This is a genomic window from Sphingosinicella microcystinivorans, assembly GCF_003634215.1.
In the GTDB taxonomy this organism is placed as follows: domain Bacteria; phylum Pseudomonadota; class Alphaproteobacteria; order Sphingomonadales; family Sphingomonadaceae; genus Sphingosinicella; species Sphingosinicella microcystinivorans.
Genome location: NZ_RBWX01000007.1, coordinates 763,421 through 785,544, shown reverse-complemented (window position 1 = coordinate 785,544; position 22,124 = coordinate 763,421). Strand labels below are relative to the sequence as shown.

At 61.1% G+C, this 22,124-nt stretch carries 15 protein-coding genes and 1 pseudogene; 3 read left to right on the top strand and 13 right to left on the bottom strand.

The features are described 5' to 3' along the window. Positions 1-74: 74 nt before the first annotated feature. From DFR51_RS03915 to DFR51_RS03895, 5 genes are all read right to left on the bottom strand, one after another. Positions 75-2,723, bottom strand: a complete 2,649-nt coding sequence (locus DFR51_RS03915) for a TonB-dependent receptor (RefSeq protein ID WP_121047709.1) — start codon at positions 2,721-2,723, stop codon at positions 75-77. Between the two features lie 126 nt (positions 2,724-2,849). Continuing rightward, on the bottom strand, positions 2,850-3,962 hold the full coding sequence (locus DFR51_RS03910; RefSeq protein WP_160119152.1) for a membrane dipeptidase: 1,113 nt from the start codon (positions 3,960-3,962) through the stop codon (positions 2,850-2,852). A 2-nt stretch (positions 3,963-3,964) separates the two neighbouring features. Beyond that, positions 3,965-5,947, bottom strand: coding sequence for a S9 family peptidase (locus tag DFR51_RS03905; protein WP_121047707.1), 1,983 nt, complete (start codon positions 5,945-5,947; stop codon positions 3,965-3,967). A gap of 213 nt (positions 5,948-6,160) precedes the next feature. Then, the gene (locus tag DFR51_RS03900) at positions 6,161-7,129 is read right to left on the bottom strand and encodes a FecR family protein (RefSeq protein ID WP_121047706.1); all 969 of its coding nucleotides are present in this window, start codon (positions 7,127-7,129) and stop codon (positions 6,161-6,163) included. After that, complete coding sequence (locus tag DFR51_RS03895; protein WP_243446536.1) at positions 7,126-7,734, bottom strand: RNA polymerase sigma factor; 609 nt, start codon at positions 7,732-7,734, stop codon at positions 7,126-7,128. The genes DFR51_RS03900 and DFR51_RS03895 overlap by 4 nt, the downstream gene beginning before the upstream one ends. Before the next feature lie 187 nt (positions 7,735-7,921). Here DFR51_RS03895 and DFR51_RS19590 point away from each other — a divergent pair. Beyond that, a pseudogene (locus DFR51_RS19590) lies at positions 7,922-8,139 on the top strand (IS5/IS1182 family transposase); the annotation flags it as partial. 822 nt (positions 8,140-8,961) lie between these two features. Here DFR51_RS19590 and DFR51_RS03885 read toward each other — a convergent pair. Further along, the gene (locus DFR51_RS03885) at positions 8,962-9,393 is read right to left on the bottom strand and encodes a cupin domain-containing protein (RefSeq protein WP_160119151.1); all 432 of its coding nucleotides are present in this window, start codon (positions 9,391-9,393) and stop codon (positions 8,962-8,964) included. A 790-nt stretch (positions 9,394-10,183) separates the two neighbouring features. Here DFR51_RS03885 and DFR51_RS03880 point away from each other — a divergent pair. Then, positions 10,184-11,179, top strand: coding sequence for a helix-turn-helix transcriptional regulator (locus DFR51_RS03880; protein WP_243446535.1), 996 nt, complete (start codon positions 10,184-10,186; stop codon positions 11,177-11,179). A 19-nt stretch (positions 11,180-11,198) separates the two neighbouring features. On the opposite strand, the gene DFR51_RS03875 is transcribed toward DFR51_RS03880, so the two are convergent. The 6 genes from DFR51_RS03875 to DFR51_RS03850 all read right to left on the bottom strand — a co-directional run bounded on the left by DFR51_RS03875 (position 11,199) and on the right by DFR51_RS03850 (position 18,820). After that, positions 11,199-11,741, bottom strand: a complete 543-nt coding sequence (locus tag DFR51_RS03875; RefSeq protein ID WP_121047704.1) for a sarcosine oxidase subunit gamma — start codon at positions 11,739-11,741, stop codon at positions 11,199-11,201. Further along, entirely contained in the window at positions 11,734-14,712 is a 2,979-nt protein-coding gene (locus DFR51_RS03870; protein ID WP_121047703.1) for a sarcosine oxidase subunit alpha family protein, read from the bottom strand. Before DFR51_RS03870 ends, DFR51_RS03875 begins: the two co-directional genes overlap by 8 nt. Then, positions 14,709-14,993 carry a sarcosine oxidase subunit delta gene (locus DFR51_RS03865; protein WP_121047702.1) on the bottom strand — a complete coding sequence of 95 codons (285 nt, stop codon included), beginning with the start codon at positions 14,991-14,993 and terminating at the stop codon, positions 14,709-14,711. Before DFR51_RS03865 ends, DFR51_RS03870 begins: the two co-directional genes overlap by 4 nt. Before the next feature lie 8 nt (positions 14,994-15,001). Further along, positions 15,002-16,255, bottom strand: coding sequence for a sarcosine oxidase subunit beta family protein (locus tag DFR51_RS03860; RefSeq protein ID WP_121047701.1), 1,254 nt, complete (start codon positions 16,253-16,255; stop codon positions 15,002-15,004). Between the two features lie 26 nt (positions 16,256-16,281). Further along, the gene (glyA, locus tag DFR51_RS03855; protein ID WP_197723712.1) at positions 16,282-17,592 is read right to left on the bottom strand and encodes a serine hydroxymethyltransferase; all 1,311 of its coding nucleotides are present in this window, start codon (positions 17,590-17,592) and stop codon (positions 16,282-16,284) included. A 187-nt stretch (positions 17,593-17,779) separates the two neighbouring features. After that, on the bottom strand, positions 17,780-18,820 hold the full coding sequence (locus tag DFR51_RS03850) for a dipeptidase (protein WP_160119150.1): 1,041 nt from the start codon (positions 18,818-18,820) through the stop codon (positions 17,780-17,782). Between the two features lie 82 nt (positions 18,821-18,902). Here DFR51_RS03850 and DFR51_RS03845 point away from each other — a divergent pair, with 82 nt between their 5' ends. Then, positions 18,903-20,027: a GlxA family transcriptional regulator gene (locus DFR51_RS03845; RefSeq protein ID WP_207790670.1), complete on the top strand. Its 1,125-nt coding sequence runs from the start codon at positions 18,903-18,905 to the stop codon at positions 20,025-20,027. On the opposite strand, the gene DFR51_RS03840 is transcribed toward DFR51_RS03845, so the two are convergent. Further along, complete coding sequence (locus DFR51_RS03840) at positions 19,974-22,076, bottom strand: serine hydrolase domain-containing protein (protein WP_121047697.1); 2,103 nt, start codon at positions 22,074-22,076, stop codon at positions 19,974-19,976. The genes DFR51_RS03845 and DFR51_RS03840 overlap by 54 nt on opposite strands. Positions 22,077-22,124: the final 48 nt, after the last annotated feature.

The window sequence follows — 22,124 nt, the reverse complement described above, 5'->3', positions numbered from 1 at the left end:
TGTAGCAACCATCGTTACAATTCCTGCAATCGCGAATGCGCGCGCCAGTCCATTTTTCACCGCAGCGTGCCTCATCAGTAACGGATCGCGAAGTTCAGCCCGACCGTACGCGGGGTGAATGGACGGATACGCCGGTTGTCGCTACCCAGCGGCACAGGCGTACCTGCGATACCGAGCGTGAGATCGGCAAGAACGGCTTCTTCGTTGAACAGGTTGTTGACGAAGAGTGCGGCGTCCCAGCGATCCGAAACGATGCCGATCCGTGCGTTAACAACCTCGAAAGCGGACTTCCGACTGCTCGGCAAGCCCTGGAAGTCGAACTTCGTTGCGCTCTGATACTGGTAATCGGCACGGAAATAGCCATCGAACCCGCCGCCCATCGGAAAGTCGTACTGACCGTTTCCGGCAAACGTCCATTTCGGCGCGAGCGTGAAACTATCACCTTCGTTCAGGATCGACCGCGAGTCGCTCTCGGTGATCTTGGAGTTCAGATAGCCCGCAGCGAGACCCAGCGACAGGCCGTCGACAGGCCGTGCATCGACCGCCAGTTCAGCACCGTAGGAGCGCGCCTTGCCGGCATTGACAGAGAGCGCCATGCCGCACTGGAACGCAAAGGACTGCTGAAGGTCCGACCATTGGTTATAGTAAACCGCCACATCGACGAACAAACGCCGATCCAGACGCGAAACCTTGGCACCGCCTTCATACGACCAGAGCGTGTCGGACTTCAGCGGCACCACATCGCCGCGCGTCAGGCCGAATTCCGCCAGTTCGTCCGCGCAAAGCGGAGAAACGCCGCTGGTGTTGGTGAAACTGCCGGAGCGAAAGCCCTTTGAGACCTGCGCGTAGAGCATCGTATCGTCATCGGGACGAAAGCTGAGATTTACCTTCGGCACAAATCCGGAATCTGTCACCTTTCCGCGCGGCGCATTCAGTGCCGTGGGCACGAAAATGCTGGCAGAGCGGTCGGTGAGCACCTGCGCAAACTTGGACTGATACAGGCGCCCACCCACTGCGAACGTCAGCTTGTCCGTCAATTCGTAGCTAACTTCACCAAAAAGGCCGAGCTCTCGCGTGTCGACAACCGTAAAACGATTGATCACGATATCGCTGGAAAGCAGCGGAAACGGAACGATGCCCTGTCCCGGTACGTCCACCGATATCGTCGCGGCTTGGATCGCCGTCGGAATGCTGCCGAAATAATCGGCCAACGACGACGTATCCTGATAGAATCCACCGAGCGTCCAGTTGAGCGGCCCCTGTCCCTTCGACGAGAGGCGAACTTCCTGAACCCAGCGCTTCAGATGAATATCCGTGGTGTTCGATCCCGGCGCGAAGAACGTCATGTTGGGCGGGCTTACCACCGTGCTTCCTGCAGGTAGAACGCCGCCCGCAACGAGCCCGGCGACAACAGCCGGCGCCTGGGCGGTCAGCAGGCCGACGAAGAAATTGCCGAGAAGCGCGCGATCTTCGAACGTATAAGACTTCATGTCGTAATACGAAGTCGACGTCGTAACGTCGAATGCGCCGGCATCCGCGCGCAGCGTCAGGTTATAAAGCGAAAGCTTGTTTTCGTTGGGCTCGACCACCGGCGATAGGTTGCCGAAATTTCCAGTCACATCGCGGACGAATGTATCGTAGAGGCCGACGTCTGCAGCGTCCTGGTTCTCATGAAGCGCGCTCGCCTCGATATCCAACCACTCGGTCGGACGCGCGACGAGCGATGCGCGCAGTCCCCAGATCTTCTCGACGTTCGTGTCCTTGATGGTCGCGCCGAGATCGAGACCGCCCGCCGCGTCCGTCGCCGGAACCTTGTCGATAAAGCCGTCCTGACGAGTCTTGTAGCCAACGATACGCGCCGCCAGCTTGTCCTGAACCAGCGGCGCGTTGGCCATGCCGCTTACGTCGTAATTGAAACCACCGTGCTTGGTCGACGAAAGCGTCAGCTCGCCGCGCCCTTCCACCTCGCCCAGATTGGGGATGTTGGGCACGACCTTGACAAGGCCGCTCATCGAGCTGGCGCCGTACAGCGTTCCCTGCGGTCCCTTCAACACCTCGACGCGGTTGATGTCCACAAGCTTCAGGTTGGCGGTGGGGATCGGCGTTTCGCCGACATAATATCCGGTATCGGGCAGGCCGCGAACGCTTATCTGGGGACCGACGCCACGAAGCGGGGCTGCACCGAAGTTCGCAAATCCAAGGCCAGGAACGCGGAGCGCGTAATCGTTGAAGTCAGAGGCACCAATCTGTTCGAGGGTCTGGCTCGAAAACGCCGTGATCGCGGTCGGCACATCACGCAGCGTTTCACTGCGTTTCCGCGCGGTGACGAGAATTTCGCCGCCCACATCCGCAGCGGCGCTGTCGTCGGCATAGGCTGGCGCATTATCGATGCCGGGGTTGCCCGCATTCTCGCGAACGACCGCGACCGATCCAGCCTCCCCGGCGCGCGCACTGAAACCGGTACCCGACAGAACAGCTTCAAGCGCCTGATCGGCCTGCGCGTTGCCACGATAGCCCGCAGATTTCGCGCTGCGCACTTCATCGGCGCGGTAGATGATCGGGCGGCCCGATTGACGTCCATAGGCGTCGAGCGCCGCCTTGAGGCTGCCTGCAGGAATATCGTAACTTCTGAATTGCGGCTGAGTTTGCGCCGCGGCCGGAACCGCCAGCGCCGCAATGCAGGAACCGGTCGCCAGAGCAGCCGCGATAATACGAATATTCACGTATAGTTCCCCTTATTTTAAGACCACCCCCGAGCGGTCTGTTTGATGAATGAAGACAATGATGTTCCATTAAACTGTAATGCCGGCGCGAATTTTTTAGCGGGCGTTTTCGCACCGCGCCGGGTGCTAGGCATTCCAGGCCAACTGGTAGACCCGCATCCAGTTGCCGCCCAGAATCTTGTCGATATTTTCCTTTGAATAATTTCGCTTCACAAGACCTGCGCGGACATTGCCGAGCTTGCTGATATCCTCGAAACCCTGGACATATTCGATCCCGTCCTCGCCGAATGTCATCTCGATCGGAAACGAGAAGGATTTCGTTGGATCGACCTTGAACGATCCGCGCCCGTGCGTGAAATCCGGCCCGATCCCGATGTGGTCGGGACCAATAAGACGCATGAGATAGTCGATCTCGTCGAGGAAACGATCGAGTTTGGCAGTCGGCGGACGGTCGCGCACCCTGTCCTTGTTCACGTCCTTGTATCCCCATGTGAGGAAGGTGCTGATGGCATTCACACCGAACACGCCGCCCGTCCGCGCGATGCCCTCGATCACGCGGTCGCTTGTCGCGCGGGGATTGTCGTTCAGTGTCTTGGCGTTAGAATGCGTGCAGACCACGGGCCGCTTCGCCAGCGATATGATGTCAAGGCTGGATTGCTCGCCGGTATGTCCGCCGCAATCCATCAGGATTCCCATTTCCTGCATTTCCTGCGCGAGATACCGACCGGCCTTGGTCAAGGGCATCGTCGGATCGAGGCAGCCGCCGGCGAACTGGTTGCCGACGTTGTAGGCAAGCCCGACACAGCGCAGGCCGAGCTCGTAATAGGCGCGCAGGCCGTGCATCGGTGGCATCGTATCCCACCTGTTGCCTGCGGACGTCTGAAGGAAATCGGCGAACTGCCAGCCGAAGATCCAGGCAACCTTCCCCTGCCGCTTCGCTTCGGCGATATCGGTAAATTTCCGCACCAGCGCGATACGCGCATCGTGCCTTCCAATGAAATCAAGCGCCACGGAGAAATCGAAAAGGCTCGTGATGCCGTTGGCAAGAACCACGTCCACCCCGCCCGCATTCAGCAGATCGAGATACTGGACGCTCAGCATGGAAACGTCGCTGCCATCGACAACATAGTTCTTGAGCTCCGCCGCCGGCGCGGGCGCCACCTGCGCCAGCGATGCGGCACTCGCGGCCGAAGCGACTGCGCCTGCGCCCGCCAGGGTCAGGAAGGTTCGACGCTCCATGGTCATGCTTCCTTGAGATGCTGTTCGAACCAATCTACGAGCCGTGCGGAATAATCGGCGGCGGCGGGCAGGCTGCGAATGCCGTGGCCCTCTTCCGGATAGATCACGAGCACGGATTTCGTCCCGTTGATCAGCAGGGCATTATGGAACTGCACGGCTTCTTCCGGCGGCGTGCACTTGTCGAGCAGGCCGGCGATGTTCAGCGTCGGCGTCTTCACGTTCTGCGCGAACATGATCGGGCTGCGCGTGTAATATTTGCCCTCCGTGTTCGTGTAACTGTCCTGCAGGATCATGTCCATGAAGTGCGGAATGTTGGAGACAAGACGTTCGGTGACCTGATTGTTGTGCGGTGCTACAGGAACGGCGGCTGCGAAACGCGCGTCCTGCGTAATCAGCCACGACGACATGTTGCCGCCGTAGCTGCCGCCGGTGACGCCCAGGCGTTTGGGGTCGGCGATACCGCGTTCCACCAGCGCATCCAAACCGGAAAGATAATCATAGGTGTCGGCGCCGTTCAGATCGCCGAACACACCGCGTGTGAATTCCTGCCCGCGTCCCGAGCTGCCGCGCGGATTGGGATAGAAAATCGCGAACCCGCGCTTCAACAGCATGACGAAGGGAAGCGCGAGGCTGCGGCCGAGCCAGTTCTGCCGCCAGTGCCATACCGGCCCGCCGTGCACGTGCAGGATGACCGGAAACGGGCCCGAGCCCTTCGGTTTCAGGATGTATCCATGGATTTCGAGACCATCGGAAGCCGTCCACACGACCTGCTCTGCCGTGATGTCCTTGAGCTCCTCGGCAAATCCGATTTCCAGCGATTTCACCGGCTGATACGTGCCGTCGCGAATGACGGCGATTTCGGGCGCGCGCGTGAAGGTTTCGCCCAGCAGCGCGCAGTCGCCCTGATCGCCGAACCCGGCAACCTGAACGAAGCGGCCGCCCGTGGTGATCTCTTCGCTCGACCACACGACCTTGCAGCTGTTCGATTTCGCATCGTAAAGCGCCACGACCGCCTCGAAGGCGCGCTGACCGGAAATCAGCAGCGTGTCGTCGGATCGCCATTCCGTGTACGTGACATCGATGTTGTCCGTGTCGACCTTGCGGACGTCTCCGGTTTCCGTATCCACGATACGCAGATCGCCCGCGACCAGCCAGCGGTCGCTGCAGAAGGATTCGGCGATGGCAAGCCGCTTGCCCGAAGGCGAAGCGGAGGGCCAGCCGAGCTGATCGCCCGGCTTGTAAACCTCGCGGCTTTCGCGCGTTTCGATATCGATTACATGAAGCGTCGCATCGTACCACAGGCCTTCGCCCGGCCCCGGCGAAGCCACGGCGCCGATGGCATCCTTGCCGCACCAGTTCGCTTCCCAGATGTTCAGATTGTCCGGGTTCACCTGGCGCGCCGAATTGCTGGCGAGATCGTAGACGAACGCGCTCCGCCACCGGAAGCTTTCCTCGCCGGTCTGAACGTCCGGCGTCCATGAAGGCGTAGCCGTCTCCACCTGTTTGCTCGCGATCGCGCCCTGCCCTCCGGAAATATCGGCGCCATGCCCGGCAACGCCGAGCAGGATGCGCGTGCCGTCGGGCGACCAGTGAAGATATTCCACCCAACCATCGATCGTGGGCGTGGAAGACGCAGCGCCGCTCGCCGGGTCCAGAAGATAAAGCTGGAAATCGCCGGCCTTCCGCCTGTCCGACAGGAATGCGATGCGCCTGCCGTCCGGGGAGAATTTCGCCGAACGATCCGCGTTGGGGCCAAACGTCATCACGCGAATGTCGCCGCCAGCCGTATCCAACCGACAGATGCGTGTTTTCGGAAGCCCTTCGGACGTTTCCATCATCACGCCTGAAAAAATCACCTGCTTGCCATCGGGGGAAACGGCGATTTCGGCCGCATCGCAGATTTTGCCCGTGCCGGGCTGGCGCGCGGCGGCGAACATTGCCGTCGCCTCTTTGAACAAGGCCGTGTCGCGAATGTCGATTTTCATTTCGTCTCCAGAATTGCAAGTTTTCTGCGGCTACCGTGCTTTCTGCACCTGCACCGGAGCCCAGCCCCGTCCGCACAACAGCGAAAACAGGTCAGCGGCCCGCCAAAGACTCCGCCGGAATGATGCCGATGTTCATGATCCCCCCTCTTCACAGCCGCCTCCCAGCGGCCCCTCAAAGAGTGAAGACAATGCAGTTCTGTATTGCTGTAATGCTCAGTGCGAAATTTTTATCGCGTCGTCGGTTTCCTCGACCCGCAGGCCGTAAGCATCACGCAACAAAGACGCGAAGGCGCGCGGCTTCGATAACGGAAATGTTCCGCCGATCCGTATCTCCGCCGCTTCCGCGCCATCGATGATCAAACGCTTGCGATTATAGCGGTTGAATTCAGCGGCAATGTCTTCCAGCGGGATTTGATCGAAACTGAGTATGCCTTCCCGCCAGGCCAGCGCGCCTTCCACCCGCTGGTCGGACTTTGCCGTGACCAACGTCGCCTCCCCCTGCGCCACTGCGATGTCGCCGCCCGTGATAGTGGTGGAGCGACCGATACCAGGGCCACTGACCTCGTCGATGCGTACGCGGCCCTCCAACACGGAGACGGTAACTCTTTCACCGTCGCGGCGAACAGAGAACTTGGTGCCGAGCACGGTTATCTCGCGGCTGCCGGCGTGGACAATGAAAGGACGGCTCGGATCGTGCGCGATATCGAAAAAGGCCTCTCCCCGATCGAGCCATATCTCGCGCCGATCCGTATCGAGCGCGGCACGGGCCGACGAGGCGGTGTTGAGCTCAACCTTGCTACCATCCGCCAGTGCGAGTTGCCGGTGGCCACCCACGGGCGTGTGATATCCCGCCATGGTCTCGCTGACCGGCGCGTTGTTCCAGTTCAGCCCTACCACCACCATCAGTGACGCGGCGATCGAGGCAGGAAACAACCAGCGCCTTTTGGATGTACGATACACCAAGGGTGTAAATTCGGCAGGCGGCATTCCGGGCGCACCCAACGCGCGGATGCGGCCGGTCTGCCGCCAACCCTCGTCAAGCCGCAACCAGGCGACGCGATGAAGATCGGATGCGGCAAGCCACGCATCGAACGCCGCCTGGTCCTCGTCTGACCAACCGGGCTCCTCGCGCGCGACAATCCATTGCGCCGCGCGGTCCTGGGCCTCTCGCACGCCGCTCACTGGTCCGCCTCCTTCGGGGGTGCGGCAGAACGACGGCGAATGATTTTACCGGCCCCACCCAGCATGTGATCCGTCAGCGCCTTCATTCCCATCATCACCTGATGATTGACCGCGTCTTTGCCAATCCCTAACCTCTCGGCGGTTTCCCGAACGTTTAACCCCTCCACCTTGCGAAGCCAGACAATTTCGCGCACGCGGGGGGGCAGTTTTTCCAGGCCCGCCTGCACGCGGCGCAACGCCTCTCGCGCGCTCAAGTGTCGCTCGGTATCAAAAAGATCGGAGTGCCGGTCCATCGTTTCCAAATCGGCCACCAGATCGAATGAAACGATCCGCGCGCGCTTCGCGCGATTGATGAGATGGTTGCGCGCCACCGTAAAAAGATATTGGCGGGTATTCGCCGGCATGTTGGCGCGAGCACCTGAGAAGGCAAGCACATAGATGTCGTGTACGAGGTCCATTACCTCTTCTTTCACTCTCCAATTGCGCTGAACGAAGCGCGCAAGCGACCGTTCGAGAGGAAGCACCTCCCGTCGAAACCAATCGTCCAATGCGCTCTGATCAACCATTCTCGGCAGGCTCTCTCCTTCCCGTAAATGCTTCTTCATCCTAGAGACAAGCAAACGAGCCTTCACTGTAATGGAAATCAACAAAGACTTGAACGAATTTACGTTGATGATCAGGCCACATGCCTTGTTCCCGCCAATCAAACAGAACAAAGAGACACATCATGCCCGTAGGCTAAATCCGTAGCCTTTATTTAGCCCGATCGAAAATCAGGCGTAAAAGGCCGATCAGAACCAGGCCATAGGCCGCTCAAAAGGCGGTATGACAACCAAGGTTCTGGCCCTGCCCGATGTGCTGGGCAACCTTGGCCGCTTCCGCCTGATGCCCGGCAACCGCTTTGATACGATTGGCGTTGCTCCGCTCATCGACGGCATCGGGTCCGGCGCGCTGGTCGCCGATAAAGTTTCGATAGCAACGACATCGGCGCCGACCTCAATGAACGCGGCATCTCGCAGTGCCCACGTCGCGCCAAACCTTTTGACGTCGAACGAAACCTTAGGGAGCGTGCACGATCGATGCGCCCGCCGCTGCCGATGCGGAAATCATGCGTCTTCACGTCGGAGAAACCTCGGCACGCGTACCAACCTTGTAGGTGGCGAGGAACTGTTCGGTCCGCGTATCGCGTGCAGCGTTGAACAAGCGCGCGCAGCCGTGGATGTGGCGCAAGCGCTCTCGGCCCCTCGTGAATATGGCGATCGTGGCAGGAATCAATGGCATCGACGGCGTACTCATGAGCCGATCACTCGAGGAGCCGAAGAGAGGCTCGGCGCTTTCAATGCCGTAATGTCCCCCGCTTGAAATAGCAGGAATAGCCGGCGTCGAGCCCCCGGGACCCAATTGTTCCGACCCTGTATTGCTCGCGAGACATTCTAAATCGAGTAAAAGTGGATATCGGCCATCCACCGATGCCCACTCCGACCTCCCTTTCCGGACGATTTTGGGGCCACAAAAGGAAACAAAATCGATGCCGTCAAATTTTTCCGAAAGCTGCAGAAATCCGTACCTGTCAGCCACGCAAAACGCGTACAAAATGGCTGATGAAAGGGCCACTCCTTCTGACTCAACCCTCTGGAGTTCATCAATGTGCGTCTCGTCAGCACCGCTGGACAAGCCGGCCGCTTGCATGACGGTGAGGTGGCAGGCTGCAAAGCGTATGATGGCCTAATCGACCGACACGAGAAGATGCCAAATGCCCTACTTGCGGACAAGGGCTACAGCATTGATGCCATCCGAACTACTAAAATTAAATCCGAACCACTTTCACCCTGTCACCTCATTTTCGTCCGTTTTCCTTCGGGCGCCTTGTCAATGAAGGTCAGAAAGACACTAAGGGTGCTAGTCGATGACGAATTTTCGATGCCGTGGGGAACGCCGATCGGCGTATGGATATGGTCTCCGGTCGTCACTTCTATTCGCTCATCGCCAACCAGCATCATCCCTTGACCTGAGATGATGTAATAATATTCATCGAACACACCCTCGTTGTTGGTGTTGTCCTCTAGATGGACGTGTACGCCTTCGCTCGCATTTGGTGGGATGGTGTAAATCAGAAAGTGCGTGGGATCCGGGCCACCATCGAATGGGAAGAACTTGATTCCGAGTTTGCCGTTTCCCCCGTGGACATTCGAAACGTACATGACCTTTTCGGCTGCCCTGTCGATCGTGACGGCCCCCGTTTGGGTTGGGGCGCCCGGTTGCATGGCTCGCAACTCCTGCGCTCGCAAAAGGCCGACGCCACCCAAGGTTCCAAGCCCTAGAAGCGCTGTCCGGCGATTCACTATGTTATTCATTTTAGGCTGCCCTACGCGCGATCGTCGAGATTGAAGCGCGTGAGCGCCAAGGCCTTATAGCCATACCTTCCCGTCGATATACGACTGACGGCTGCAAGCATATTAAACCATCTTTCACGATCCTGCCTTCGTCCACCAATCTCACTCCTCTACTATCAAGTGAAGCTCCATAGGCGATTCGGTAGTGATTTTAGGACCCGCCATGCGACCTTACCGGCGTCAAAGAGCCGAACATCAGGCAACGCGCGCATAATGTCCAATAACCAGCCATCTATTAGCCTATTGACTTAAAGTTTCCGCCTGACTCCCTAAATTTGTTTTTTTGCGCCGCGCCTCAATGCTTGCAGAACAAGGGTTGGGGCGCCCGGATCACGCAGCCAATGACGTGGAAAAATTCTTGCCAAAGTCGTAGCGTCAGTCATGTCATCGCTCGGCTACCGCATGCGCCAGTCCTACCATGCGACACTGCGGCATAAATCAACGTAACGCAATCGTTCTGGACATTACAATACAGCGCTGTACCGTGACATGCACTAATGTCGACGACGCCGTGGAAACCACGAGCCTATAGGGTTCGGCCGATCGGAGGATGTGGATGAACAGGGGATTGATAGATGCAAGGGGCTCCCCTTGCGCGCCAATTTCGGTCCGTCAAGGTCGGTTCAGAGGGGCATCCTGCCTGCAGGACGTTTTCGACGACTTGGAAGAAAATCCGGATGGCTCAGTCGTTTCGACGTTGTTACGCCCGAGCAGTAAGCTGATTGGTACCCGGCAGCAATTCAGTTCGGATTTTGAGGCGGGCTCCTGCGGAGTAATTCGACTTTCTGACGATCTTTTCGTGCTCAACACGAACGTCTCGTTCACCAAAGGCGCCCTCGCGGCTGTCACCGGGCAGGATTTTATCGAACTTCATTTTCGGCTGTCAGGACGTTTAAGTCTTTACCCCGAGATTCCTGGGAATGAGACTGTGGACGTCGATAAGGGCGCACTCCTTGTCTGGCGTCAGCCGGAAGGCATGAACGTCATGGAGAGACTCGAGGCGAACGAGCCAGAAAGCTCGATGACAATATATCTGCGTCCTTCTGCGCTTGAACGCTATTTCGGCGATTATACAGCAACCTTGCCGAGTGCTGTCGCGACCGGGCTGGCGCCGCAAGGAAATGGGCTCTTTTTCTTGCGAATGGCCTGTTATCCAAAACTTATCGAGCTTGTCCGTGAACTCTGGTCGCTTGGAATCGAGACGGGTCGCGATCTTGTGCGCGGTGAGGCACTCGTCATGATGGTGTTGTGCGAAATCATGTCAATGCTTGAAGACGCCCACAATGACTCGACCAACATCTGTCGCCTTTCGGATATCGATGTACGATGCCTGAGGAAGGCACGCGAACATATCTGCAGCCAATATACCCCGCCGCCGACGATCGACGAGCTTGCGAAGGCGGTCGGGCTCAGTGCAACGAAACTCAAAAGCGGCTTTAAGGCTCTTTTTGGAAAGAGTATTTCGCAGTTCGCGAATGAGCTTCGTATGCAGCACGCGTTGGATTTGCTCCGCAAATCAGACAATTCGATCCTTTTCGTAGCCGAAGCGCTGGGCTACGAATATCAGAACAGTTTCACTGTCGCCTTCCGAAGGCATTTCAAGATATTGCCGAAGGACTATAAGCGGGATCCGCTCATCCTAAGCCACCGACGATGAAAAATGCGAACTTGGTTGGTCAGGCCTCGCTCTCGGCTTGGCGTACCAGCGCCTCGACGTAGCGCGCAAACGAGCGCCAAACTTCAAGGTGAAACCGGTCGGGCGCCTTGCGCCACAATACGATCTCGGCCTTGTGGTACATCGTGCGCGTGCACATCCCGACCGGGAAAGCAGTAATCGAAAGATCGAGCGCGCAACCATAGGCGAGGACGATTTCGGCCCGCTCGCCGCTGATCTCCAGCGCGACCTGGCGGTGGCTGACATCGACCAGCGAGCAGACGACATCTCCGAGTTTTTCCGTGATGCCCGCCATCCAGTCGAGGCCGTTGCCGAGGCCAGCTTCGCCGATCAGCAGCCATTCGTCGGGGCCAAGCCACAGCGCGCCCATTGCCGATCCGCCGGTCGCCGTGCAGGCCGCGATCGGCAAGGCCAGATCGAGCCGTTCGGAGGCGCGCGCGACGTCCTTCAAACCGACCCGCAAAATCGCGCGACTGAAATGCGGCAGCGGTCTGATCGTCTGGCTGAGACCGAGAAAGGGCGATGCAACGGTCGGGTCAGACATGGATACGCGCCCCTTCAGGATCGAGAAAAACGGGTTGGACGACCTCTGCCGTTATCGCACCGTCGGGCATCGGCACGTGCAGCGTGTGACCCATCCGCGCGCGACCGCCGCGCACCAATGCCAGGGCGATCGATCTGCCGAGGGCAACGCTGTGATACGCCGACGTTACATGGCCGATTGCTGCGCGCGGATCCAAAGGGTCCGTAATCTGGGCGCCTTCTTCGAGAACCGTGGCGGCATCGTGGGTCAGCAATCCGACCAGTTGCTTGCGATCAGGCGCAATCATCGCCGGGCGCGCCAGCGAGCGCTTGCCGACGAAATCCGGCTTGGCCTTGCCAATCGCCCAGCCGAGCCCGGCGTCGTCGGGCGTTACCGTGCCGTCGGTTTCCTGCCCGATGATGATGAAGCCCTTTTCCGCACGCAGCACGTGCATCGTCTCGGTGCCATAGGCCAACATGCCGTTCGAGCGCCCACACTCCCAAATGGCTTCCCACACCATGCGGCCATGGCCGCTCGGCACGTTGACCTCGAAACCGAGTTCGCCGGTGAAGCTGACGCGCATCAGCCGCATCGGGACGCCGCAGATTTGCGCATCGGCGATGCTCATGTGCGGAAAAGCCTCCGCGGACAGGTCTATGCCAGTGACGAGCGGGGCAAGCACCGCGCGCGCCTTTGGACCCTGCACCGCGATAACCGACCACTGCTCGGTCGTGGAGGTGAGCCAAACCTTTAGGTCGGACCATTCGGTCTGCAGATAGTCTTCCATCATGGCGAGTACGCGTGCCGCGCCGCCAGTGGTGGTGGTAACGTGGAACCGGTCGGGCGCGAGGCGACCGACGACGCCGTCGTCGAGCACGAAACCGTCCTCGCGCAGCAGAACGCCGTAGCGGCACCTGCCGACGCCCAGCTTCAGCCAGGCGTTGACGTAAAACCGGTTCATGAACTCCGCCGCATCGGGCCCGACGACCTCGATCTTGCCGAGCGTCGAAGCGTCGAAGATGCCCACCTGATTGCGCACCTGAAGGCATTCGCGGCCGACGGCAGCGTGCATGTCCTCGCCGTGCCGCGGGAAATAGCGCGCGCGTTTCCAGTTGCCGACATCCTCGAACACCGCGCCGTGTTCAGCTGCCCAGTCATGGATCGCGGTGACGCGCATGGGATCGAACAGGTCGCCCCGCGCCTTGCCGGCCAGCGTGCCGAACGTGACCGGCGTGTAGGGCGCACGAAACGTGGTCAGTCCGATCTCTGGGATTGAGCGCCCGGTCACGTTCGAAACGATACCCAGCGCGTTGATGTTGGACAACTTTCCCTGATCGGTCGCCATGCCGGTGGTGGTATAGCGCTTGACATGCTCGATCGACAGGAAACCTTCCCGCGCGGCCAGCGCGATGTCCCTGGCAGTGACGTCGTTCTGCCAGTCGACGAAGGCCTTGGCCCGGCTGAGGTCGGCGCCGGTCGGCACCGCACCGATATGTCCACCGCCGCCGCAGGCACGGGCGCCTTGCGCGGACGGGATCGGCAGGTCCATCGGCGAAAAGCCGGCGTCGCGCGCGGCGGATCGCCCGGCCTCGGCACCGTCGGCAAGCGCTTCCGAAAGAGCGAATCGGCCCCGACACGCACCTGCCGAGCGTTCGGCCTCGCCCGACTCGCCGGGGAGGTAGGCCTGTATGGCCTCGTCCCAGACCAGCTTGCCGCGCGATTGCGAGAAAAGGTGGACACTGGGCGTAAAGCCGCCTGCCATCAGCACGGTATCGCAGGCGAGCGTTTCGCGTTTGCCGTCGGCGGTTATCGTGATTGCAGAGACGCGCAGGCGTCCTCGGGTGCCTTCCACCTTGGCATCGCAAAGGACGCGCAACCCCGCGTCACGCGCACTCTGGGCCGCCGGTACCGGGCTGCGTATGTCGACAATGGCGGCGATCTCGATCCCTGCGGCGCGCAGTTCGTGCGCAACGCGATAGGCGCTGTCATGCGCCGCGACGATCACCGCCTTGCGCCCGACCATGACCCCATATTCCTGTAGATAGGTCCGGGCCGCATCGGCCAGCATGATTCCGGGCCGGTCGTTGTCGGGAAAGACCAGCGGGCGTTCGATCGAACCGGCAGCGATGACCACTTGCCTGGCGCGCACTTGCCACAGCCGCTCGCGCGGCTGGCCGGACGCGGGGTACGGCAGGTGGTCGGTCAGTTTTTCGGCAAGGCCGATCCAGTTGTGCGGATAATATCCGAAGGCGATCGTGCGCGGCAGCATCGTGACATTGGAAAGCGCCGCGAGCGCGGCGAGCGAACCCCGCAGCCATGCGCGCGCATCCTCGCCGTCGACCGTCGTGTCGGCCGCCGCGAGCAGCGATCCGCCCATCGCGGGCCGGTCGTCGGCGAGGATGACCCGCGCACCGCTTGCCGCCGCCTGCTGCGCCGCGGCGATGCCTGCGGGACCGGCACCAATGACAAGAATATCGGCATGGGCGTAACGCTGGGTATAGACATCGGGATCTGGCGCAGTCGGCGCGACGCCGAGGCCAGCCGCCTTGCGGATGCGCGGCTCGTAGAGTTTGTCCCACGCACCCTTGGGCCACATGAAGGTCTTATAATAGAACCCGGCTGGAATGAAGCGGCCAAGCAGCGTGTCGTTCACCGCCATGCAATCGTACTCGAGGCTGGGGTACCGGTTCTGACTCACGGCAGCCAGCCCGTCGTACAGCTCAACCTGCGTTGCCAGCAGGTTGGGCGTATAGCGCGCAGCATCGCGGCGAACGCCGACCAGCGCATTGGGTTCGTCGGCCCCGCTGCCCACGATGCCGCGCGGCCGATGATACTTGAACGACCGGCCGACGAGATGGACGCCGTTCGCAAGCAGCGCCGAGGCCAGTGTGTCACCATGCAGCCCCACATAGGCCTTGCCGTCGAACGTGAAGTTCACGGGGCGGTCGCGATCGACGCGCCCACCAGAAGCGGTTCGGAAACTGGAGGTCATGGCCTTGACACCTTGGGCGCGGGCTCGCCGACCTTGTAGGTGGCGAGGAAATGATCGGTGCGCGTATCGCGCAGCGCGTTAAAGAACCGGGCGCAGCCATGGATATGGCGCCAGCGCTCGGCGTGTACCCCCTTGGGGTTGTCGCGTACGTAGAGATAGCCGTTCCAATCCTCGTCGCAGAGATCGGCCGGATGTTGCGGACGGGCGATGTGCGCCTGCCCGCCATAGCTGAATTCCAGTTCGGGCCGCGCGCCGCAGTAAGGGCAATCGATGATCAGCATGGCATCCCTCAGTGCGCGACGGCGGCGGCGGCCGCCTCGTCGATCATGAAGCCGTCGCGAAAGCGTTCCATCGTGAATGACGCGTTGATCGGATGCGGCTCGTCGCGGGCAATCGTGTGCGCGAAAAGGTGCGCGGCGCCCGGCGTCGCCTTGAAGCCGCCAGTCCCCCAGCCGCAATTGATGTAGAGGCCCGGCACCGGCGTCTTCGCGATGATCGGCGAGCGATCGGGTGTGACATCGACGATCCCGCCCCAGTTGCGCAACATCCGCATCCGGCGAAACTGCGGGAACAGCTCGCAGATCGCTTCTAGCGTATGCGTCGCGATATGAAGCCCGCCGCGCTGGGTATAGCTTGTATAGACGTCGGTTCCGGCTCCAATGACCAGCTCACCCTTGTCGGACTGGCTCATGTAGGCATGGATCGTGTTCGACATGACCACGCAGGGGAACACCGGCTTGACCGGCTCGGAAACCAGCGCCTGCAGCGGATAGCTTTCTAGCGGCAGCCGCACGCCCGCCATGTCCATGATGACGCTGCTGTGCCCCGCAGCCGAAACGCCGATCCGGCGCGAGGCAATAAGGCCGCGCGTCGTCTCGACCCCGCTGACCGCGCCCGATGCGTCGCGGCGGATGCCGGTGACCTCGCAGTTCTCGATGATGTCGACGCCCAACGCGTCCGCCGCGCGCGCATAGCCCCAGGCGACCGCGTCGTGCCGTGCGGTGCCGCCGCGGCGCTGGAGCGCGGCTCCAAGCACCGGATAGCGAACCTTGGGATCGATGTTGAGCGGCGGGCAATACGCCTTCGCAGCTTCAGGCGTCAGCCATTCGTTGTCGACGCCGTTGATGCGGTTGGCGTGGATGTGCCGCTTGAACGACTGGATGTCGTGGACGTTGTGCGCCAGCATCATCACGCCGCGCTGCGAGAACATGACGTTGTAGTTGAGCTCCTTGCTCAGACCCTCCCACATCTTGACCGCATGGTCGTAAAGTCGGGCGCTTTCGTCGAAAAGATAGTTCGAGCGGATGATCGTCGTGTTGCGACCCGTGTTGCCGCCACCGATCCAGCCCTTTTCCAGCACCGCGACGTTGCGGATGCCATGCACTTTGGCGAGGTAATAGGCAGCGCCCAGCCCATGTCCGCCGCCGCCAACGATGATCGCGTCGTAAGTTGGCTTCGGGCTGGCCTGCCGCCATTGCGGCTTCCACCCCTGATGCCGGCCGAGGCCATGACGGAACAGCGAAAGAGCCGAAAAGCGCTGCATCGGATTATCCCCTTTGTCCGCCGGTTTCAGCCGCGTTCTGTGGCATAGATCGGAAAGCGTTCGCACAGCGCCGCGACCTGCGAACGGACGGTACGGGTGATGTCGGGTGAGACGTCACCCTGTTCGGCAGTGTCGAGGATACGGACGATCAGCTGGCCGACTTCGGCAAAGGCCGCGCCGTCGAAGCCGCGCGTGGTGAGCGCGGCGGAGCCGAGCCGGATGCCCGAAGTCACGAAGGGCTTTTCCGGATCGAACGGGATGCCGTTCTTGTTGCAAGTCATGCCGGCTTCGTCCAGCAGGCGCTCGGCCCGCTTGCCGGTCAGGCCCTTCGCGCGCAGATCGACCAGCACGACATGCGTGTCGGTCCCGCCCGAAACGATGGTGCAGCCGTTGTCGGCCAAGACACCGGCCAGAACCCGCGCATTCTCGACCACGCGGACCGCGTAGTCGGCGAATTCGGGACGCAGCGCCTCGCCGAAGGCGACGGCCTTGGCGGCGATGACGTGCTCCAGCGGGCCGCCCTGAATGCCGGGAAAGATCGCGGAGTTGACCTTTTTGGCGATGGCCTCGTCATTCGTCAGGATCAGGCCGCCACGCGGGCCGCGCAAGGTCTTGTGCGTTGTCGAGGTCACGACATGCGCGTGGTCCAGCGGATTGGGATGCGCGCCACCTGCGACCAGCCCGGCGAAATGCGCCATGTCGACCATCAGCGTGGCATCGACAGCGTCAGCGATCTGCCGGAAACGGGCGAAATCGATCTGCCGCGGATATGCCGAGCCGCCTGCAATTATCAGCCGAGGGCGATATTCGCGCGCCAGTTCCTCGACCGCGTCGTAATCAATACGCTGGTCGTCTTCGCGCACGCCGTATTGCACTGGGCGAAGCCAGCGGCCCGAGAATGTCGGCGCGGCGCCGTGGGTCAGGTGGCCGCCGTGGGCCAGGCTCATGCCCATGATCGTGTCGCCGGGCTGGAGGAGTGCATAGGCGACGGCCATGTTCGCCTGCGCGCCGGAGTGGGGCTGCACGTTGGCGAAGCCTGCGCCGAACAGTTCGCAGGCGCGGTCGATCGCCAGCTGCTCGGTTACGTCGACATGTTCGCAACCGCCGTAATAGCGTTTGCCCGGATAACCCTCGGCATACTTGTTGGTCAGCACCGACCCCTGCGCCTGCAGCACTGCGGTCGAAACAATGTTCTCGGATGCGATAAGTTCGAGCTTATCCTGCTGACGCTTGAGTTCCGCTCCGATTGCGGCACCGACGACGGGATCCGTGTCGCACAGCGCCCCGCCGAAGAACGGCGCGGCGGGCATGGTTTGGTGTGTGGAGGTCAATGCCATCAATATTCCTTTGAGGTGCAAGACCGAGGCCCGTCGGTGCGGTCGGCCGTCCCCATCTTCTCACGCAAATTTGAATGTGATGGATTGAATATTAACGACACATTCCATCATAAATACGACAATCAAGCCTTGATAGTCGCGCAAATACAAGAACTTTTCGGCGCATGCCCCGTAAGGAAGGTCAGGCCTACTTCCACACTTGCGATGCGACGCGCAGCCAGTTTTCACCGAGCACGCCACGAACCTGGTCGTCGGTCAGGCCTACGCGCGCGAGCCCGTCAGCGATCTCTCCGATCGCTTCTGGCGCGACCATCTGGATGCGATTCGACGTCGCAAGGTCTGCAGGGAAGAGATTGGGATTCTGCGCCACGAAGCCGGCGAACTCCGCCTCGTCGAAGACATAGTCGAGGCCGAGCCCGACATGATCGGGACCGACAAGATCGACGACGTAGCGGATATGGCGCAGCAATTCGTCGACCAGATTGTCCGCGACGCCGAGGAACGGCCCGAATCCGGTCAGCCCGACGACGCCGCCTTTCGTCGCGCAGGCGACAATCAGGTCATCTGGAATATTGCGCGGATGCGCGAAGGCCCCGTGCGGGTTTGAATGCGAGAAGATCACGGGCCCCCGCGCATAGTCCAGCGCCTCGCGCGCGGTGCGATGACCAGTGTGGCTGACGCAGAGCGCCATGCCGACCCGCTCCATCTCGTCGATAATCGCACGACCGCGCGCGGTCAGCCCAGTATCGTCATCGAGGCAGCCCGCGCCCGCGCCGTTCGCTCGATTGTAGGCCACCAACATCCAGCGCACGCCGAGATCGTAGAAGGTTCCGATCAGCTCGGGCCGGTCGACCACAGGGTCCATGCCCTCGACGTCGAAGACGATGCCCAGCACACCGTCCCGCTTGCACGCAGCGATATCCGCGATGGTCGAAACCAGCCTCACCCCCTCCTGGTGCACAACCCAGTGGCGCAACCAGGTCAGTATTTCGATGTGGCTGATCCAAGGCTGATCGGCATAGCCGACGTTGAGAGAGACGATCGTGGCGCCGGCGCTGCGGAAGCGTTCCAGTTCGGGTAGGAAAACTTCATCTCGCCGAAGCGGTACGCACGCATGATTGTCCCAGACGATTGCCGATTGCAAGATCGTGCGGCCACGCGACAATGGCGCCATGGTGCGGCGGGACACGTCCGGTAGTTGCGATCCTTCAAGTGTGCGTCGGTCCATGAGATACCCTTCATTGCCGCGGGTCGCGTATCGCCGCACGCTCGCCATTGAGTCACATTTACCGCTCCTTCGTGATCGCCGCGTGTTTCTTTCCGTCGATTTCTTGTATGATTTCGACATCGTGCGCGCTGACGGGAGCGTGGCGGCAAGCCCCGTCAGGCGAGCGAGAAAGGCAGAAGCTATGGCAAAAATGGCCGGAAAGCCACAGACCGAGGCCACGCCAGCCAAGGCAAGGCTGAGGGTCGGCTTCGTATTGGCGCCGCGCTTTACGCTCACGGCCTTTTCAGGTTTTATTGATGCGATACGGCTGGCAGCGGACGACGGCGATCGCAGCAGGCCGATCGACTGCAGCTGGGCAGTGCTGGGTGATGAAGATGCCCTGATTCCGTCCAGCTGCGCCGTGTCTGTCACGACGACTGCACCGCTGTGCGACCCTGCCAGCTACGATTATATCGCGGTGGTCGGCGGGTTGCTTCACGGCGGGCAGAAGGTGCTACCTGGCACCTACTCATTCCTCAAGGGCGCGGCCCGAGTCGGGGTTCCCCTGATCGGTCTGTGCACCGGGTCGTTCATCCTGGCTCGTGCGGGTTTGCTGGACGGCTACGAATGTTGCGTAAGCTGGTTGCACAGCGACGAATTCGTGACGGAATTTCCTGATCTGCGCGTCCAATCCAACCGGATGTTCATCGTCGATCGCGATCGCCTGACGTGTGCAGGGGGAACCAGTGTAGTGCACCTTGCCGCCCATCTGATAGAACGATCGTGCAGCCGCGCGCAGGCTATCAAGGCCCTGCGGATCATGATCGAGGAGCAACCCCTGCCCTCCGGCGCCTGGCAGCCCGAAGCGATCGTCACCCGGCAGGCGCGTGACGGTCTGGTTCGGCAGGCCATGCTGCTCGTCGAGCAGAATCTGGGCGAACCGCAATCGCTCGCCACGCTGGCGGCCACGCTGGGCATAAGCACACGCCAGATCGAGCGGCGCTTCATGGCCGATGTCGGCATCAGCCTACGCGAATACCGCCTGCGCCTGCGCCTATCGCGCGCTCGTTGGATGGTCGCACATACGGACCGTTCGATGACCGAGATTGCGCTGGAATGCGGCTTCAACGACGGTTCCCACCTCGCCCGCTTCTTCAAGGAGCACTTCGGCAAATCACCGTCCGAACATCGCCGCGAGCTGTGCAGCCAGGACCCCGTTGTGGGCTGAGAACGCCGAGGTCAGTAGTGCAGACTGACGCGGACCAAGTGGAACGCGACGGAGATGTAGAGGATTATCCCCGCGCCGACCAGCAGCAGCAGTGAACCGAACCGGCCACGCCAGCCTTTCGCCGCCCAACCGGACACGAAATCCCAAGCGGCGAGAACGACAAGACCGAACGTCGCGATTGCGGTGGTCACCTGCAGCACGATCAGCGGCACGTCCATCCCGCCGTTGAGCACCGACAGGTCGGCCAGCCCCACGGTCATGACGTAACACCAGCTGGCCATAGCCAGCAGGACAGCGACTGCGGTTGCTCGCGTCGCGTGATGCACCCAGCCGCGCGCGACCGACGCATCGGCCTTGCAACCCTGCCAGCGGCAAATGATCGGTAGCAGCGACCAACTCGCTGCGGCAAGGGTGATAACCAGCAGCGCCAGCTGCCCCGCCGGGATCAGCCACCGGGCCGAGAGAAACCACGGCACAGGCACGTAGTTGGCGTAAGGCAGGGTCGCGAAACGTTCCACCCTCCCATCGACGACGCGCGCTTCGAGTAGATTGCCCGTATCGCTGGCACGCCACAGTAGCGGTGCGATCTCGATCCACTCGCGCGGGCCGCCACCCAGGCTCCCGGTCTGGCGTCAGGCCTATCCCACCGTCGGTCGCGGTTACGGTGATTTGATCGAAAAGACTGTAAATTCTGAGAAAACTCGTGTCCGACCGCCAACTGGTCCAATACTGGCCGGCCATCAGCCGGGCGTCGCTGCGCGCCTGCTCGGGCAAGGGTTTGCGATAGGACGCGGCGATGTCGCCAGGGAAATAGCGATCGGCGAACTCCTTCAGGAACATGGTTCGGATCGCGGCCGCTGCATCGTCCTTGCCGGCGCTGTTCAGCGAGAGGAACACGCCGACGTCGTCATCGATAAACAACCAGACATGGCTATGGAACAGCATAGTATCGCCGGCGTGCGATCGCACCCTGTGCCCGTTGCGATCTTCCGCGAAAAAACCCAGTGCCATGCGGTTCCCGCGCGGTAGCATATCGTTGGTCGTGTCGTACATAAGGGCAGCGCTGGCGGGCTTGATCAGTGCGCCGGATCGCGACAGATAGCCGATCATGAATTTGCCGATATCGGTGCCCGTCGTGGCCATGCTGCCTGCGGGCGTCAACTGGACCACCTCGTAAGGCAGTGCGGCACCGCTTCCCAAGGCATATCCCTTCGACATGTCGGGCCGCAGCTGCGCCGGCAGGGGATAGCGGAAGGTGGACCGGTCCATGTCCAGCGGGGCAAAAATATGCCGTTCCACATAGTCCTCGAACGGCATCCGCGACGCACGCTCGACGATGTAGCCCGCCAGTCCCACACCGTAGTTGGAGTAGGCGCTAATGTCGCCGGGAGGGAGGATGCGTTTGGGCAAAGCCTCGCGCAGCACCTGGCCCAGCGGCTCGGGCGTGACCTCGCCAATCTGGATGAGCTTGCGCGCGCTGTCGTCGAAGCCCGTGGTATGATGCATCAAGTTCCGCAGCGTGAGAGGCTTTCCCTGATAGGGCGGGATGCGGAAATCGAGATAGCGGTTGACGTCAGCATCAAGGTCGAGCTTGCCTTGCTCGACTAGCTGCATCACCGCCGTCCAGGTCATCAGTTTCGAGATCGATCCGGGGCGAAACAACGTGCGCGCCGGCTCGACCGGCTTGCGATTTGCAACATCGGCATAACCGAATCCGCGGGCGGTCAATGGCTGGCCGTCCTTGACGACGACGACGACAGCTCCGGCAATATCCCCCCGGTGCAGCGCATAGGGCATGAGCCCATCAAGCCAAGCATCAACATCTTTCTTGTCCAGCGTGCGCGCACGCCTGGTCGCAAGCTCAGCGTTCGGAGGAACGATGGTGCCGCTTTCGCGGTCAGGAGCGGTGGCCGCTAGCGGGCCGGCTTGGGCGGCCACCATGTATATAGCCGCGCCGAGCACGATCATCGCCCTGACCCACCGATCGAGTGCGCGGTTCGACGCTTGGATGCGTGATGCAAAAATTGAGATGATACGGATGCGGGCCACGGCTAACCTCTTAGGAGGTAAATTCAATCAGGATATCGATTGTTGAGC